Consider the following 15965-nt stretch of genomic DNA (forward strand, 5'->3'; position numbering starts at 1 on the left):
CAACGAGTCCACACCATCCGGAACCTGCGCCGCGAACGCAACACCAGCCCGGCAGACGCCGGCCCGGCAGACACCAGTCCGGGCGGCCGGACCGGCCTCATCGCAGCCGACCAGCACGCGACCGGAACCCGGCGCACCATGCACCACCTCGGCTACACGCCGGAGGAACTCCATGACTTCCAGCACAACGCCGCCACCACAGCGCAGCACCCCGCACAGCCCGGCCAGCCCGACGCAGACGACGAGCAGCAGTGCGCGTGATGGCGGCACCGGGGACTTAGCCGCAGATCAGGCCTCGTCGGCCTCGAGGTGCCCCAGCAACTCGGCCTCGGCGCGGTCCAGATAGGCTCGCAGCTCGTCGGCCGCCGCGTGCTCGAACAGGAGCGGGTGGAAGAAGCGCGAGCGCCCCGCGACGTTAACTACACCTCGTGGTGGGTGCGCTGCGCGTCCTCGGCCGCGATGTCGTAGAGCCGCTCGATGGACTTCAACCGGTCCTCGTCGATGTCGCCGGCCTCGAAATACTCACGCGCCTTGTCCCGGAGACGCTTGGCCTCCTTGAGGTTGCCGTCCGCCATCTCCATGGCGTGTTCAAGGCTCGTCTCGTGCTTTGAGTTCTCAGTATGCGTGCCCATGGGCCCATCATGCTCCCCTGTCAGAGTGCTGTCCAGAGGGTATCGGCGGCCGTAGCCGAACCGTCATCTCCAGGCCGGCGGCCGCAGGATGCTAGAGCGCACAGTTGATGAGCAGGGGCTCGTTGTGCAGCGTGATCCCGTACTTGTCGGCCACGCCCGCGCGCACCGCCCGGGCGACCGCGAGGATGTCCGAAGCCGTCGCGTCGCCGCGGTTCGTGATCGCCAGGGTGTGCTTCGTCGACAGGGCGGCCCGCCCCTCCGCCAGCGGGAAGCCGTCCGTCCCCTCGAGACCGTAGCCCTTGCCGAAGCCGGCCCGGTCGATCAGCCATGCGGCGGAGAGCTTGACCCGCTCGCCCGACTCGGTGGCCACCGGGTAGCGCGGGGCGTCCTCCGGCAGGGTCGCGGCCAGCGACTCGTCGACGACGGGGTTCGTGAAGAACGAACCCGTCGAGTACGTGTCCCGGTCCTCGGGATCCAGCACCATGCCCTTGCCCGCACGCAGTTCGAGCACGGCCGCTCGGATCTGCCGGGCGGCGACCCGCCCGCCCACGTCCGAGCCGACCGCTTTGGCGAGCTCGCCATAGCCGATCGGCGCCCCCAGCGTTCCCTGCTTGAGCTGGAACACCACCTGGAGCACCACATACCGCGGCGACCCGTTGGCCGTGGCCCGCTTGAGGATCGAATCGCGGTATCCGAACCCGAGGTCGGCGTTGGCGAACGAGACCGTCTGCCTGGTGACCCGGTCCCACGTGCGCACGCGCGCGATCGTGTGCGAGACGTCCGTGCCGTAGGCGCCCACGTTCTGCACGGGGGTCGCGCCGGCCGATCCGGGGATGCCGGACAGTGCCTCCAGGCCGACGAAGCCGCCCTCGAGGCTCTCCGCGACGAACGCGTCCCAGTCGTGCCCGGCCTCGACCGCGATCATCCCGCCCGAGCAGGACGCCAGGTCCTCGAGGCTGCTCCCCCGGGTGGCGACCCGGATGACCGTGCCCTCGAACCCGGCGTCGTCGACGACGAGGTTCGAGCCGCCGGCGACCAGCAGGACGTCGTCGCCCGCGTCGTCGGCGGCGGTGACGGCATCGATCAGCTCGCGCTCGGTGGTCGCCTCGACGTAGCGGGCGGCGTCGCCTCCGACGGCGGTGGTGGTGAGATCAGCCAGCTTCATGATCGCCTAGAACCGGACGACGGCCTGCGACTTGACCAGGACCTTCTGGCCAGCGGCAGAGACGGTGAGGTCGACGCGGACGGTGCGGGCGTCGTCGTCCCTGGTCCCGATCTTGCCGGAGACCGAGATCTCGGTCCCGGCGGCGTCGGTCGGCGAGGCGCCGGCGACGTCCTCGACGACGACGGGCTTGGTGAAGCGGGTCTGGTAGTCGACGACGGCGCCCGGGTCCCCGACCCAGTCGGTGACGAGCTGAACCGCGGACCCCATGGTGAACATGCCGTGCGCGATGACGCCCGGCAGGCCGACCTCGGTGGCGAAGCGCTCGTTCCAGTGGATGGGGTTGAAGTCGCCCGACGCGCCCGCGTAGCGGACCAGATCCGCCCGGTTGACGGAGACGACCGTCTCGCCGATGGAGTCGCCGACGGACAGGGAATCGAAATCGATGCTCATGGGTTATTCCTCTCCGCGGACCAGCAGGGACGAGATGGTGGTGGCCACGTGCCGGCCGCCGGTGGTGGAGATCTCGGCGCGCGTGGTGATCATGGCGCCGCCGCCCATCGCCCGCACCGTGTCGACGTGCAGTTCCGTGACGAGCTCGTCGCCGGCGACGATCGGACGGTGGTGGGTGAAGCGCTGGTCGGCGTGGACGACGCGCGAGAAGTCGATCCCTGACTCCGGGTCGGCGATCAGCTGGGCGTCGGCCCGCTGGGCGATCAGCACGGCGAACGTGGGCGGGGCGACGACGTCGGCGTAGCCGAGCGCACCGGCGGCCTCGACGTCGAAGTGCGCGGCGCTGGTCGCCTTGACGGCCGCCGCGAACTCGCGGATCTTCTCGCGGCCGACGATGTACGGGTCACCCGCCGGATAGACGCGTCCGGCGAGGTCGGGGCTGATGCTCATGATCGTCCTTTGCGGTTGGACTCCCGCGCTCAACGGCGCGGCGAATGTTCTTGTTGGAGACGGTAGGCCCTGGCGTCCCGGCCCCTCACGACCAGGCCGCCGACATGGAGCAGCACGCCGATGATGATGACGCCGACAGCCGAGTAGAGCAGCGGCAGGGTCTCGGTGCTCGCGCCGATGATGGCCAGGACGATCCCGATCGCCGAGAGTCCCATGGACAGGCCGACGAGGGTCTTGTAGAGCGGGGACAGCGCGTCCCACGGAATCGAAAGCATATTTCCCAGTCTATCGGCGCGACTCCGGCGGCCGCGTCAGTCCGCGAGTCCGTCGGACACCGCGGCCGCGGCGTGCAGCCACGCGCGCTTGGTGGCCGGCTTGAGCGCCTCGAACTGGATCTGCCCCTTGACCAGGTGCGAATCGTACGGCACCGCGACGACGGAGCGGGCCAGGTGCTCGAAGCCGCGGGTGATGCGGCGCAGCTGCCCCGGCTTCGGGCTCGGCGACGGCTCCGAGACGATGACGACGGCGTTGCGCGCCAGTTCCGCGTAGCGTCCGCCGCGGTTGGTGAGCGCCTCCAGCAGAAGTGCGCCGGCCTCCGCGTGCTCCTCGACCGTGGTCGAGGCGATGACGAGCTGGTCGGTGTGGTCGATCATGCGCAGCCAGCGCTCGGCCGATTCGTCGTTTCCGGAATCGACGAACGTGATCTGGAAGTAGCGGGAGACGACGGCGTACAGGGAGTCGAAGTCCACACTGCTCACGGACTGCTCCGCGGCCAGCAGCGTCGGTTCGGTGCGCAGCACGCTGAACCGGTCCGACGGCTGGTAGTGGACGTACCCGTCGATGCTGCGCTCCGTCGGTTTCGAGCTCAGGAGGGAGTCGGCGTCGTCGAGCAGGCTCATGACGTGCGACTTGTGCTCGTCGCCCGTGGTGCGCCAGCCGAGGGTGCCCCGGGTGCCGTTGTTGTCCCAGGCCAGGACCGACTGGCTGGAATTCCGGCCGAAGACGGAGGCCAGGAGGACGGTGGTCGGCGTCTTGTTCGCGCCGCCCTTGCCGTTGACGATCGAGATGGTCTTCGGCCGGCCGACGCGGCGGCCCACCTGGGCGCGACACTGCCGGTCGCGCAGTTCCTCGCCCGTCGGCTCCAGGCTGAAGCCGAGGCGGTTCAGGAAGCCGCGGAGACCCTGCTGCGCCGGCACGTCGCCCTGCTCGGCGTTGCGCAGGAAGGTGCGCCGGTCGTCGTCGTGCGGGCCGGACCCCGCGGCAGTCGCCGGGGCGGGCCGCGGCGCTGCAGGTGACGACGCGTTCGGCGCGGCCGGCGTCGTCTTCTTCGGCGGCGACGGCTCGGACGACGCCGAGCCCCCGGACGGCGTGGACTCCCCGTCGCGGGGCAACGGGATGTCCTCCATCAGTGACGCCTCGATCTCCCGCTTGGCGGCCAGCGGCCTCTTCGCTGCAGGCGCCGGGGACTCGTCGGTCTGCGGACGGAAATTCGGGGTGGCGGAAATGATGGGATCCTCTGCGGTGTTCTCGGACTCGGCTGCCGTTTCCCCCGTGGCGTCGCCCTGACTTGTGTTCTGTTGACCGGTCTTGCCCTGTCCAGCCTCGTCCGCCACGCGTTGCCGGGCTCGGCGGAGCTCGGCGCGCGTCTGGAACTGCTGATCTGCCTCTGCCACGGCCGTCCTTTCTGCCGACTCGACTTCTTCCACTCCCCCAAGCTTATAAGCCAGCCTATCGCGATCGCACCCCCGGACCGGCGTTCGCACGCGACGAGGCGCCCCGCCGTCGTCCCGGCGGGGCGCCTCTGATCGTGCCTGCCGGGAGTCAGGCCGGCAGGTTGGCCAGGACGCCGTCCAGCAGACCGGTAACGGTCGAGAGCAGGCCGGTCAGGAGAGCGAGCAGTTCAGCCATGGGCCATGTCCTTTCGCTGGGGACGGTCGTCGCCCCGATTTTGTGCCGCCACACCGGCGACTCCTCCACCCTGCACCGCGAAGCCGCTGGTCGGAAGCCCCTTCCACCAAGAATTCACGCACCGGTAACGGAAAGGAACACTGCGGACCGGTTTTCGGTCGATCCGTGCCCTCCTGCCGGATTGCTATTCCCCGGCGCCCACCTCCCACCGGGTCTGAGCGCCCTGCTCGACCCGGTAGCCCGGGTTCGGGATGGCGACGACGACGGCGTCGCCCTCCAGCGCGACCTTGCCGTTCGCCGACGTCACCGGCTCGCCGTCGACGAAGTACGTGAAGGCCGGGTGCCCGGCGCGGACCTTGACCTCGTCGCGCTCGCCGCCCTTCCGGTCCTTCACCTTCGGCGCGGCCGGGGCCGCGGCCTCCGTCAGGACGGGGACGTCTCCGTAGTCGACGTCGCTGGCGAGGTAGTAGCCCGGGTAGGCCGGCTGGTTGTAGGAGGTCTGCTGGCCCGAGACCTGCGAGCGGTACTGGGCGTCGTGCATCAGCGTGGGCAGCTTGATGTCGGTTTGGTCCGTGCTGGTGTAGAACCGCAGTGCGCTCGAGTCCTCGGTCGGCACGATCAGCTCTTCGCGCCAGTCGCCGAGCACGTCGGCGACGAGCGACGGGTTTCCCTTGGTGCCGTTGTTGGTTCGCGTGCCCTCGGCCACCCACTCCGTGCCGGCGGCGGTATTGCGCACCACCGGCTGCGAGTCGCCGTCACGACCGATGATGCTGGTGGTGCCGTCCCCGGCGAAGCGGATCGACGCGTTGGTGCCGGGCGTCTCGTCGCCCAGGTGCTCGCCGGTGGCCGACAGCAGGCCGGAGGCGTCGGTGCCGCCCGGCATCGAGGCCCAGACCTCCAGTCCCGGAGTGTTCGGGTCGACGTCGCCCACCATGCCCCGGCCCGTGTCGCGACCGGAATAGGCGCCGAACAGGACATCGCCGGTGGCGGCGTCGCGCATCACCGATCCGTACGGCGCCCAGGCTCCGCTCTCGTGCACGGTCCAGGCCTCGAGGCCGGGGCGGTCCGGATCCAGGTCGCCGACGTGCATGGCGTCGCCGTGGCCGAGCTTCGCCGTCTCGCCCGGTGCCGCGCTGCCCGCGGGCAGGGTGTCCGTGGTGCTGTAGAGGACTCCGCCGTCGTCGTCCAGCGCCGCCCCGCCGTAGAAGATCTCCTGGCGGCCGTCGCCGTCGAGGTCCGCCGGCATCATCGAGTGGAAGCCCTGGGAGGCGATCTCGCCGTAGACCGGGTCGGATCCGTCGCTGCCGTGCGGCGCGGCGTCGAAGGGGTTGTCCATCGGCACGTGGCCGCTGTCCGCGAGCCAACGCTGGCTGAGCCGCTCGCCGTCGAAATCGTAGGCGGCGACGGCCGTGCGGGTGTAGTAGCCGCGGGCGAAGACGGCCGACGGCTTCTCCCCGTCCAGATACGCGGTGGTGGCCAGGAAGCGGTCCACGCGGTTGCCGGGTTCGATCCGGCTCATGGCGTAGTCGCCCCAGAGCAGGCCGTCGTCGCCGCGGGCCGGGTCGTAGTCGACCGTGTCGAGTTCGGCGCCGGTCTCCCCGTCGAAGACGGTCAGGTACTCGGGACCAGTGATGACGAAGCCCTCGAAAGTCGTGAGGTCGTTGCGGCCGCTGCGGCCCGGGGCGTACTCGTCGATGAAGTAGTCCGCGAGCTCGGTGGCGTCCGCCCGGCTGAGCGGGTAGTCGTGGGCGGCGTCGATGCCGAGCGCCTCCTCCAGCGTGGCCGGCCAGTTCCCGGCGGCGACCTCGGGGTGCTCGTGCCAGGCGGCGAACAGGTCGATGACGTGCTCGCGGTAGTCGGCGGCGCTCATCCGGTAGTCGTCGCCGTGGCCGACGCCGGCGGCGACGTCCGCCTCCGGCAGGGTGACGTGGGACGTGGAGGCGGCCGCGCCGTCGTCGTACGTGGTGGAGCTGGTGCCGGGCGCGGTCTTGACCATGATCTCGCTGCGGCCGTCGCCGTCGAAGTCCTGGACCAGGAACTGGGTGTAGTGCGCGCCGGAGCGGATGTTGACGCCGAGGTCGATCCGGTTCAACAGCTCGCCCTCGAGCGTGTAGGTGTCGAGGTAGGTGTTGCCCGTGTACCCCTTCTGGGAGACGTCCTTGGAGTTCGACGGATCCCACTTCACGACGTACTCGTAGGCGCCGTCGCCGGTGACGTCGCCGACCGAGACGTCGTTGGCCGAGTACGTGTAGGCCTCGCCGGCCGGGGTGACGCCGTCGGCCGGCTTCTGCAGGGGCAGGTCGTGGTAGCCCCGGCCCCACGCGGTCGCCTCTTCGCCCGCGTCCAGTTCGACGCCGTTCACGACGGGGGCGACGGCGTAGCGGCTCTCCGCGGTGCCGCCCGGATCGACGTAGTTGGTGCTGGAGTCGACCGCCGCGATCCGCTCCCCGTCCCGGTAGACGACGAACCCGGTGCCGGTCATGCCGCCCGCGGACGCCCCGCGGACCTCCGACGCCAGGAGCCGCCAGCTGAGGAACACCTGGTCGTCGGCGGCGACCGCGACCAGGCCCCGGTCGAGGTCCTCGAGTTGGGTGCCCGACAACGTGAGGGGCTCGGCGTGCTCGCGGGCGGCGGGCCCGCCGGCGGAGGGCGCCGCCAGCGCCGGCGACACCGAACCGGCGGCGAGGCAACCGACGGCGAGTGCCGCGAGGGCTCCCCGCACTGGGATCGTGAAACGATTCATCATCGAACGTGCTCCTCTGGAGGTCAGATTTCAGCGAGTGTGGGATTGCGCTTTCCAACGTAGAACGTAATCCAGATCACAGGCCGGGTCAATGGTCTGACCATGCATGCCGCGAAGGCATCGCGTGATCCGCGCGAGCAATCGACCGGGGCGAAGCCGCAGGACGCATCGGAGCATGAAAAAATCCCCGCAGATCACTGGATCTGCGGGGATTTCCGTTGGTAGCGGCGCCGGGACTCGATCCCGGGACCTCACGATTATGAGTCGTGCGCTCTAACCAGCTGAGCTACGCCGCCACGAATGGAAACGCCCGCGTCTGCGCCAGTTTGCATGACACAGACGCGGGCTTCCATTCAGAGCCCCCCACGGGAATCGATCCCGTGACCTCGTTCTTACCAAGAACGCGCTCTACCACTGAGCTAGGGGGGCAACGGAGAAATACTTTACCAGCGAGGAGGCCCCGCGCAAAATCGGGCGCTCCCCTCCCATCGCGGGCGCGGGGAGCCGCCCGCATCCCCGTCAACACGGCGATCCCGGCGACCCCGCCGGCCACCCCTCAGCCCCCGCCGCGCCGGCCGGCGACAGGTCCCGGATGATTCCGGGGTGAGGCGCTCGTCACTCCCGAACGGTGCACGCCGGCGGCCGCTCCGCCCCGCTCACGCCACGCCGGTCACCCCACGCGGAGCCAGTCGCGGGCGAGCTGCCGCCACGGCGGCCGGAACGCGTAGACGCCGACCAGCCGCAGCCGGGTCGCGTTCTCGTAGGCGGCCAGCCGGGCCGCGGACACTCCGCAGCCCTCGGCCGCCTCCGCGAGCACGTCGCGGGCGGCATCGCGGGCGGGCCCGCTGATCAGCCCCTGGTCGTGGCGCAGCGCCAGGTGGGCCATCAGGTTGCCGAGGTCCAGGGCCGGTTCGGCGAGCGCGGCCGTGTCGAAGTCGAGCACGCCGATCCGGCCCGCCGCCGGGTCGTAGAGCAGCTGCTCGTCGTGCAGGTCCCGGTGGGCGGGCACCAGCCGGTCGCCGGCGCCGTCGAGCAGGCCGGACACCGCCCGCCGCGCCCGCTCCTCGAGGCGCTCCGTCTCGTCCCGGCCGAGCCCCAGCGGGTCGTGCCCGCGCAGGTTCCCGACCCAGGCCAGCACGACGTCGGCCTCGGCCTGCGCGTCGTGCCGCGCCCAGTCGTTCCCGCCGGCGCCGGCCGGCGGCGTCCGCCCCACGAGTCGCGCCCACATCCGGGCGAACTCCTGCCATGCCGCGCGCCACCGGGCCAGATCGCCCGGTCCCTGCAGGCTGCGCAGGGGGACCCCGCGGACGGTGTCGAACACCACCCGGTCGTTCCCCGTTTCCAGCACGGTGGCACTCGCTCCGCCGGCGTCGCGCACGAGCTCCCCCAGCCGGGTCGACGCCTCGGCGACGCCGGCCGCCCGGCCGGGGCGCAGCACCTTGACGTAGCGGTCCCCGGAGCGGACGACGGCGCGGCGGCCGGCCCGGTGCACGATCAGCTCGGCGCCCGGCGCCAGTACCCCGGGCAGCGCGGGCAGCTTGGCGTCGCGGCCGAAGTCGAGCACGTCGAGGCGGGCCCCGGCGCCGTGCCAGGTTCCCGCCCGCAGGCGACCGTCGCCGTCGTGCCCCTCGACGGTCTGCGTGCCGTCGGCGCGCGGCCAGGCGCGGCGGATGCGTATCCCGCCGGCCTCCTGGGGCACGGAAGCGGCGGCGGGCGGGGCCCCGGCGCCGTTCGCCGGACCGGCCGTCACGGCGTCCCCTCCGGCAGCGGCGTCACGGCCCGCAGCGCGTCCCGCACCGCCGCGACCCCGCCGTCCGGCGGTGCGGCGGCGAGGCGCTCGGCCAGCGCCAGGCGGCGGGACACCCGCGGGACCCAGTCCGGGTCGGCGGCGCGGAACGGCTCGAGGGCCCGCAGCAGCACGTGCGCGCCGGCGAAGGCCGGAAGGTGCCGGGCGCCGCCGTAGCCGCGCAGCAGGGCCGCGGCCGTGTCCAGCCCGGGCGCCGACCCCGCCTCGCCCGCGAGCAGATCGGCGGCGGCGAAGCAGCCGAGGTCCCACCCGGGGTGCCCCCAGGCGGCGCGGTCGGCGTCGATGACGCGCAGGCCGCGGGCGCCGCGCAGCAGCTGGTCGGGCGAGTAGTCGCCGTGCAGGGGCACGACGTCGCCGCCCGCCTCCGCGAGCGCCTCCCCCAGCCGTTCCGCGGCCCGGCGCGCGGCACCGCCGGCCCCCGGCAGGATCCCCTCGACGCCGGCCACGACCGCGCCCATCCGCGCGGTGGCGTCGAGCCGGGGCAGCGACGTCGCGGCCTCCACGCGCGCCCCCGAGGCGTGCCAGGCGCGCAGCAGCCCACCGGCCTGCTCGAACTCCGCGCCGGCCCCGCCGGCGGCCAGGTTCCCGGTGCCGTAGTACTCGTAGGCGAGCGCGTGTTCCTCGTGACCGGCCAGCGGGTGCGGCTCCAGGGCCGGGACGCCGCCCGCCTTCAGCGCGGCCGCCAGCGGGGCGACGTGACCGTACGGGCGGCGGGACAGTTTGACCACGACGTCGCCGCCCGGCCCCGCGCCGGACGCGGGCAGGTCGCGACGGCGCACGACGAGCCGGCGCCCCGGGTTGTAGTTCAGGACGCCGCCGCGCACGGAGCGGTCCGCGCGCACGGACCCGGTCCGGCGCATCAGGCGCCCCAGCCGCTTGTCCGCGCCGATGGGGCCGGCGATGAGCACGTGCCCGTCCCCCAGCTCGAACACCGGCAGCTCCACCCCGGCCTTCGCGCCGGTCCGCAGCAGGCGCGCGGCCTTGTCGGCGGCCGCCGGACCGTACCCGGAGACCCAGCCGATCGGGGTGCCGTCGGAATCGTTGAGCCGGCCGATCACGGAGCGGCCCGGCTTGTAGCGCAGGTGGTCGGCCCGCACCCGTCCGTGCACGGGGCCGAGGCGGCGGGCCAGCCCGTCCAGCGCGTCCGACCCGCCGTCCGCCGCGGCGAAGAGGACCCCGGCGGCCGGCAGGAGTGCCGGGCGGGGCGGGTCCTGCGCGCTCACGGGGCGCGCTCCAGGAGCACCTGCGGGTCGTCCCACTGCTGGCGCACCCAGGCCGCGAACACCCCGTCGTCGTCCTGCAGGAGCTCCGCGGGCGTCCCGTCGAGGCGGATCCTGCCGCCCTCGATCCACACCACGCGGTCCGCGGCCAGGGCCGTCGCGGCGTCGTGGGTGATGCTGATCGTCGTCGCCGACGCCGTCAGCTCGTCGAAGGCGGCCAGCACGTCCGCCGCCGATTCCGGGTCGAGACCCGCCGTGGCCTCGTCCAGCACGACGACGGCGGCGCCCCGCAGCATCGTCCGGGCGATCGCGATCCGCTGACGCTGCCCGCCGGAGAGCGTGCCGCCCCGCTCCCCGATCCGGGTCTCGTAGCCGTGCTCGAACTCCATGATGAAGCCGTGCGCCTGGGCGCGCCGGGCGGCCTCCTCGATCTCGGCGTCGGTCGCGTCGAGCCGGCCGAACCGGATGTTCTCCCGGATCGACCCGGAGAACAGGACCGACTCCTGCGGCACGAATCCGATCTGGGCGCGCAGCGAGTCCAGTGTCAGCTCCCTCACGTCGTGCCCGTCGAGCCGCACCTGCCCGGACTCGGGGTCGAGCAGCCGGGACACGAGCAGGGAGATCGTGGACTTGCCCGCCCCGGACGGGCCGACGAACGCGACCCGCTGTCCGGCGGGGACCGCCAGGGTGAGGTCGTGCAGGACGGGGGCGCCGTCGTCGTACCCCGCCGTGACCGAGCACAGCTCGACGGTGCCGTCCGCCCGGGTGATCGCGCGCGCCCCGTCCGCGTCGCGGATGGCCGGGACGACGTCGAGGACGTCGGCCACACGCTCGCCGGAGGCGGCCGCGCGGGCGATGCGTCCGGTGTACTTCGCCATGTCCCGCAGCGGCTTCATGGTGGTCTTGAGGTAGGTCAGGAAGATGACGAGATCCCCCGGCGTCATGTCTCCCTGCATCACCCGCCAGCCGCCCGCGAACAGGACCATGGCGGTGGCCGTGCCGACGAGGACGTCGGTGCGCCGCTCCAATCCGGCCGCGAGGCGCTTGGCCTTCACCCCGTCCTTCAGGGTCTTCTTGTTGCTGCGCCCGAAGCGGCCCTCCAGCTCCGACTGCAGCCCGTACGCCTGGACGACCCCGATCGCGCCGAGGCTCTCCGCGGCGATGTTCGCCAGCTGGCCCTCGCCGCGGCGCGTCTTGCGCGAGGCATCGGTGATCGCCCCGGAGCTGCCCTTCGCCGAGATGCCGTAGGCGAGGGTCGCCAGCACGACCACGACCGTCAGCAGCGGGTCGAGCCACAGCATGACCCCGGCCATGGCGACGAGCGTGATGGAGTTGGCCAGGAGCGGCAGGCCGGCGGTGACCGCGACCTCCTGCAGCTTGCCGACGTCGCCGACGAGGCGCTGGACCAGGTCCCCCGACCTGGCCCGGGAGTGGTAGACGCGCGGCAGCGACTGCACGTGCGCGAAAACGTGCTGGCGCAGCTTCGTGGCCACGCGGGAGCCGGCGAGCGCGAACGCGACAGTCGCCAGGTAGTTGGCGAGCGCGCGCAGGGCCACGATGACTATCACGGCCGCGCCGCACGCGATGAGCAGCTCGACCGACGCCGCCCAGGCGCCGTCGATGCGGGCGCCGAGGCTGGCGGTCACGGCGTCGATCACGAACTTCACCGGCCACGGCTCGGCCACCCGGAAGGCGACCTCGAAGATCAGTGCGGTGACGCCGCCGGACATGAGCAGCCGCTGGCCGCGCAGGTGCGGGCGCAGGATCGACAGCGTGCGGCGCAGGGGGCCGATCCGCAGCTTGTCGGCGGACTTGCGCCGGCTCACGACTCTTCCCCGATCAGGGCGGCCGCGGCGTCCGCGCCCGCGGACGCCGGCGGGAGCTCGCGGCGGGGGAAGTCGACGCCGGCGAGGATCTTCTCGAGCACGCGCGACCAGTCGTGGGCGGCCACGGCCCGCGCGCGGCCGGCGGCGCCGAGCGCCTCCCGTGCCGCGGGATCGGCGGCGAGCGCGTCGATCGCCGCCGCGAGGGCCTGCGGGTCCGACGGGGCGACGAGGCGGCCGGTGGCTCCGTCGTCGACGATGGAGGGCACCTGCCCGACCCGGCTGCCGACGACCGGCAGGCCGGCGGCCAGGTACTCGTAGATCTTCAGCGGCGAGAAGTACGACTCGGAGTCGCCGGCGGCGGGATAGGGCGCGACCGCGATGTCGGCCGCGGCCAGTTCCCGACCCATGTCGGCCGGGGGCACCGCCCCGGTGAAGCGGATGCGCGCGGCGACCTCGGGCCCGTGGGCGGCGGCCCGCTCGCGCAGGGCCCCGGCCAGGGGGCCGTCGCCGACGATCTTCGCGTGCCAGCCGCCGGACGAGGCGGCGACCGCGTCGACGAGCGTCTCGACGCCGTGCCACGCCTTCAGGGTGCCGACGAAGACGGCCTCGACCGCCCCGTCGTCGTTCGCCGCCGGCGCCGGCCGGATGCGGGCCGTGTCCACGCCGTTGGCGACCACGCCGACGTCGCCCGCGTCCGGCACGTGCTCCCGCACCCAGTCGGCGACCGGCGCCGAGACGCAGACGGTTCGCCGCGCCGCGCGGACCTGCCGTTCCAAGAGCTCGCGGGCCAGCGCCTCGTGCTCGAGCTCGCGGTGGGTGCGCTGCTCGTCGATCAGGGGCGCGTTGACCTCCAGCACCCCCGGCACGCCGTCGCCGGCCAGCGTCTCGAGGACCGTGCTGAAGAGGCTGTACCGCTCGTAGACCAGGTCCGTCCCGTCCCGGCGGACCGCCGCGGCCAGCTCGGCGGCGGCCGCGCGCTGCGCGACCTCCCGCTCCGACGCGTCCGCGTGCTTGCCGACCCGCACCTCGGTGACGGCCACGTCTGCCAGGTCCGACGGCGCCGCGCCGGCGCCCGCACGCCCGCCGGCCGCCGCGCGGGTGCAGTAGAGGCGCACCTCGGCTCCGCGGCGGCGGAGGGCGCGCACGATCTCCTGCACGTGCACGGAGGCGCCCTTGGCGCCGAACACCGGGATGCCCGGGTCGACGCAGACGTAGGCGACCCGGCGTCCGGCCAGATCCCGGCGGACCGCCCGAGCCGATTCGACGGCCCGCGGCTCAGGGTCGTCCTCGAGCGCGGCCAGCGTGCGCGCCTGGAGGGCGGAGTCGAAGCGGGCCTCGATCAGCCGCCGCGCCGCGCGCGCCAGCCCCACCCGGTCGGCGTCGCCGGCGAGCCCGCGCAGGGCGGCCGCCAGGCCGTCGTCGTCCCCGGGCTCGAGCAGCAGGCCGGTCCGCCCGTCGACGACCGCCTCCGGGATGCCGGTCACCGCCGTCGCCACGCAGGGGACGCCGGTGGCCATGGCCTCGAGCAGCACGGTCGGGAGCCCGTCCGCGTTGCCGTCGGCACCCACGACGCACGGGGCCGCGAAGACGTCGGCCCACCCGAGCAGTCCGCGCACCTCCTCCTGGGTGCACGCGCCCAGCAGCTCCACCGGGGCGCCGGTCCGCTCGACGAGCGCGGCCAGCGGCCCGGCCAGCTCGCCCTCGCCGGCGATGCGCACACGGAGCGCCACCCCCTCGTCGCGGAGGCGGGCGGCGACGCGGACCAGGTGCGCGAAGCCCTTCTTCTCGACGAGGCGCCCGACGGCGGCCACGCGCAGCTCTCCGTCGGGGGCGGCCGGGTCGCGGTACGGGAAGCGCGCCAGCTCCAGCCCGTTGTAGAGCAGGTGGACCTTGTCCGCCAGGTGCGGATAGGCCGCCCGCAGATGCTCCAGGTTGTAGCGGCTGATGGTGACCATGTGGTGGGCGCGCTCGAGCATGCGCTCCAGCCGGGCCGCGTCGACCGACTCGTGGAAGAGGTCCTTGGCGTGGGTGGTGACGGAGAACGTGATGCCCGCCAGCTCGGCGGCGATCTCCGCCACCCGCCCGGACATCGAGCCGAAGTGGGAGTGCAGGTGGGTCAGCGACGCCCGGCGCGCCATCACGGCGAGGGCGACGGCCTGGTGCGCCTCGCCGGCGTCGTACCCGGTGAGCTCGGGCAGCAGGCGCGCGTAGCGCTCGGCGAACCCGCCGATGGTGGCGGTGGCCTCGGCCAGGTGGGCCCAGGCCTCGGTGGTCTTAGCGACGCGCGGGACGAACTCGACGGGGGCCTTCACCCGGGCGAGCTCGGGATGGAAGCGGGTGTCGCTCGTGTGGCGCAGGGCGAAGATGCGCAGCTGCTCGCCGGCGGCCTCGCGGGCCAGGATCTCGGTGACGATGAACGTCTCGGAGAACCGGGGGTAGACCTTGACGACGTAGCCGGTGCGGCGGGCGGGTTCGGTCTCAGGCGATGACATGGTCGAGCTCCTCGAGGGTGTCGGTCGTGGTGAGGCGGCGGGCGTGCTCGACGACGCGGGCGAGCCCGCCGGTGTCGAGGCTGCGGCGCCCCGTGCGCGTGCGGTCCGCGTGCGCCCCGTGTCCGACGGCGGTGCGCAGCCAAACGCCGAGGCCGGCCGGCGTGGCGTCCCGCTGCCGCATGAGGTCGACCGCGTCGCGGGCGAGCAGGGAGGTGGCGCGGATGAGCTGCTCCGTGCGCGGCGCTTCGCGCGGCACGACCAGGGTCGGCGTCGCGGTGCTCAGCGCCTCGCAGACGGTGTTGTACCCGCCCATGACGACGGCGGCAGCCGCCCCGCGCAGGCACGCGAGCCCGTCCGGGACGGAGGTGAGGACGTCGGCCGCGCCGCCGGCGAGCGCCCGGACCTCGGCCCGCTGGCTGTCGGGCATCTGCGGTCCGGTCACGATGAGGTGCCAGTGCCCGGCGGGGACCGGGGCGCGGGCGGCCTGCGCTGTCAGCGCGAACCCGTCGGCGCCGCCGCCGGCCATCGTCAGGACGTAGGGTGCCGCGGGGTGCGCGTCGGGGCCGGGCTGCGGGGCGCGGGCCGTGTCGCGCCCGTCCGCGAGGTATCCGGTGTAGCGGACGCGGTCCGCCAGTTCGAGGGGCAGCTCGCCGGTCTCGAGCGGGTCGTGCACGGAGGGGTCCCCGTACACCCAGAGCTCGTCGAAGACCGCCCCCACGCGGTCGGCGCCGATGCCCTTCCACTCCCGTTGCGCGACCTCGGGGGCGTCCAGCACGTCGCGCAGGCCCAGGACGATCCGGCACGAGGGGCGGCTGCGCTTGAGCCTCTCCAACGGACCGGTGAGCTCGCCGTCGACGCCGAACGCGTGCCGGTCGACGACCATGAGGTGCGGCCGGAAGGACTGGAGCACGCCGTCGATCACGGAGGAGCGCACCCCCATCAGGCGCGTCATGCCGACGTCGAGGGTCCGCGGCGAGTAGCCGTCGGGCTCTTTGCTGATGCCGGGCATGACCACCCAGTCCCAGCCGGGCGGGCACGGGTAGCTGGTGGCGGAGCGCTCGCCGGTGATCAGCAGGCCCGAGACGCGGTGCCCGGTCCCGGCCGGCAGCTCGCGCGAGAGCGCGTGGGCGATCGCCAGGTTGCGCCGCGTGTGCCCCAGCCCGACCGAATCGTGCGAGTACAGGACGACCCGGAGTCCGGGCTTCCGTGCCGGTACAGCCATGGATGCTTCCCCTCTTCCTCCCCCGACATCCATAGTGGGCGGCCACGATG

14 protein-coding genes and 2 tRNA genes are annotated in these 15965 nt (G+C 73.3%); 1 reads left to right on the plus strand and 15 read right to left on the minus strand.

Annotation, left to right across the window (positions count from 1 at the left end; genetic code table 11):
- Positions 1-261, plus strand: a 261-nt coding sequence (locus IE069_RS11680; RefSeq protein ID WP_189350730.1) for a hypothetical protein, incomplete at its 5' end; no start/stop codon positions are given.
- A 158-nt stretch (positions 262-419) separates the two neighbouring features.
- On the opposite strand, the gene IE069_RS11685 is transcribed toward IE069_RS11680, so the two are convergent.
- The 15 genes from IE069_RS11685 to IE069_RS11755 form a co-directional block, all read right to left on the minus strand.
- Entirely contained in the window at positions 420-632 is a 213-nt protein-coding gene (locus IE069_RS11685) for a hypothetical protein (RefSeq protein ID WP_189350732.1), read from the minus strand.
- Between the two features lie 91 nt (positions 633-723).
- Positions 724-1797, minus strand: coding sequence for a UDP-N-acetylmuramate dehydrogenase (locus IE069_RS11690; RefSeq protein ID WP_189350735.1), 1074 nt, complete (start codon positions 1795-1797; stop codon positions 724-726).
- A 6-nt stretch (positions 1798-1803) separates the two neighbouring features.
- Complete coding sequence (locus IE069_RS11695; RefSeq protein WP_189350737.1) at positions 1804-2247, minus strand: MaoC family dehydratase; 444 nt, start codon at positions 2245-2247, stop codon at positions 1804-1806.
- 3 nt (positions 2248-2250) lie between these two features.
- Positions 2251-2697, minus strand: coding sequence for an FAS1-like dehydratase domain-containing protein (locus IE069_RS11700; RefSeq protein ID WP_189350739.1), 447 nt, complete (start codon positions 2695-2697; stop codon positions 2251-2253).
- A 29-nt stretch (positions 2698-2726) separates the two neighbouring features.
- Positions 2727-2972 carry a hypothetical protein gene (locus IE069_RS11705; RefSeq protein ID WP_189350741.1) on the minus strand — a complete coding sequence of 82 codons (246 nt, stop codon included), beginning with the start codon at positions 2970-2972 and terminating at the stop codon, positions 2727-2729.
- 36 nt (positions 2973-3008) lie between these two features.
- On the minus strand, positions 3009-4370 hold the full coding sequence (locus IE069_RS11710) for a MinD/ParA family ATP-binding protein (protein ID WP_189350743.1): 1362 nt from the start codon (positions 4368-4370) through the stop codon (positions 3009-3011).
- A 148-nt stretch (positions 4371-4518) separates the two neighbouring features.
- A complete protein-coding gene (locus tag IE069_RS11715; RefSeq protein WP_189350745.1) occupies positions 4519-4659 on the minus strand; it encodes a hypothetical protein in 141 nt (46 codons plus the stop codon).
- Between the two features lie 130 nt (positions 4660-4789).
- The gene (locus tag IE069_RS11720; protein ID WP_189350881.1) at positions 4790-7348 is read right to left on the minus strand and encodes a rhamnogalacturonan lyase; all 2559 of its coding nucleotides are present in this window, start codon (positions 7346-7348) and stop codon (positions 4790-4792) included.
- A 219-nt stretch (positions 7349-7567) separates the two neighbouring features.
- Positions 7568-7644 (minus strand) — tRNA-Met (locus tag IE069_RS11725).
- A 61-nt stretch (positions 7645-7705) separates the two neighbouring features.
- Positions 7706-7777 (minus strand) — tRNA-Thr (locus IE069_RS11730).
- 241 nt (positions 7778-8018) lie between these two features.
- Positions 8019-9098 carry a phosphotransferase gene (locus tag IE069_RS11735; protein ID WP_189350747.1) on the minus strand — a complete coding sequence of 360 codons (1080 nt, stop codon included), beginning with the start codon at positions 9096-9098 and terminating at the stop codon, positions 8019-8021.
- Positions 9095-10378: a phosphotransferase gene (locus tag IE069_RS11740; protein ID WP_189350749.1), complete on the minus strand. Its 1284-nt coding sequence runs from the start codon at positions 10376-10378 to the stop codon at positions 9095-9097. The genes IE069_RS11735 and IE069_RS11740 overlap by 4 nt, the downstream gene beginning before the upstream one ends.
- On the minus strand, positions 10375-12201 hold the full coding sequence (locus IE069_RS11745) for an ABC transporter ATP-binding protein (RefSeq protein ID WP_229791122.1): 1827 nt from the start codon (positions 12199-12201) through the stop codon (positions 10375-10377). The genes IE069_RS11740 and IE069_RS11745 overlap by 4 nt, the downstream gene beginning before the upstream one ends.
- Entirely contained in the window at positions 12198-14693 is a 2496-nt protein-coding gene (locus tag IE069_RS11750) for a glycosyltransferase family 4 protein (protein ID WP_189350751.1), read from the minus strand. The genes IE069_RS11745 and IE069_RS11750 overlap by 4 nt, the downstream gene beginning before the upstream one ends.
- On the minus strand, positions 14680-15915 hold the full coding sequence (locus IE069_RS11755; RefSeq protein WP_189350753.1) for a glycosyltransferase family protein: 1236 nt from the start codon (positions 15913-15915) through the stop codon (positions 14680-14682). Before IE069_RS11755 ends, IE069_RS11750 begins: the two co-directional genes overlap by 14 nt.
- Between the last annotated feature and the right edge of the window lie 50 nt (positions 15916-15965).

Origin of the sequence: Zhihengliuella salsuginis (genome assembly GCF_014651715.1) — a bacterium.
In the GTDB taxonomy this organism is placed as follows: domain Bacteria; phylum Actinomycetota; class Actinomycetes; order Actinomycetales; family Micrococcaceae; genus Zhihengliuella; species Zhihengliuella salsuginis.

Bases quoted from the DNA above. Each gene is read 5' to 3' on its own strand.
- IE069_RS11685 (WP_189350732.1), bottom strand. From the start codon at position 632: ATGGGCACGCATACTGAGAACTCAAAGCACGAGACGAGCCTTGAACAC.
- IE069_RS11690 (WP_189350735.1), bottom strand. From the start codon at position 1,797: ATGAAGCTGGCTGATCTCACCACCACCGCCGTCGGAGGCGACGCCGCC.
- IE069_RS11695 (WP_189350737.1), bottom strand. From the start codon at position 2,247: ATGAGCATCGATTTCGATTCCCTGTCCGTCGGCGACTCCATCGGCGAG.
- IE069_RS11700 (WP_189350739.1), bottom strand. From the start codon at position 2,697: ATGAGCATCAGCCCCGACCTCGCCGGACGCGTCTATCCGGCGGGTGAC.
- IE069_RS11705 (WP_189350741.1), bottom strand. From the start codon at position 2,972: ATGCTTTCGATTCCGTGGGACGCGCTGTCCCCGCTCTACAAGACCCTC.
- IE069_RS11720 (WP_189350881.1), bottom strand. From the start codon at position 7,348: ATGAATCGTTTCACGATCCCAGTGCGGGGAGCCCTCGCGGCACTCGCC.
- IE069_RS11750 (WP_189350751.1), bottom strand. From the start codon at position 14,693: ATGTCATCGCCTGAGACCGAACCCGCCCGCCGCACCGGCTACGTCGTC.
- IE069_RS11755 (WP_189350753.1), bottom strand. From the start codon at position 15,915: ATGGCTGTACCGGCACGGAAGCCCGGACTCCGGGTCGTCCTGTACTCG.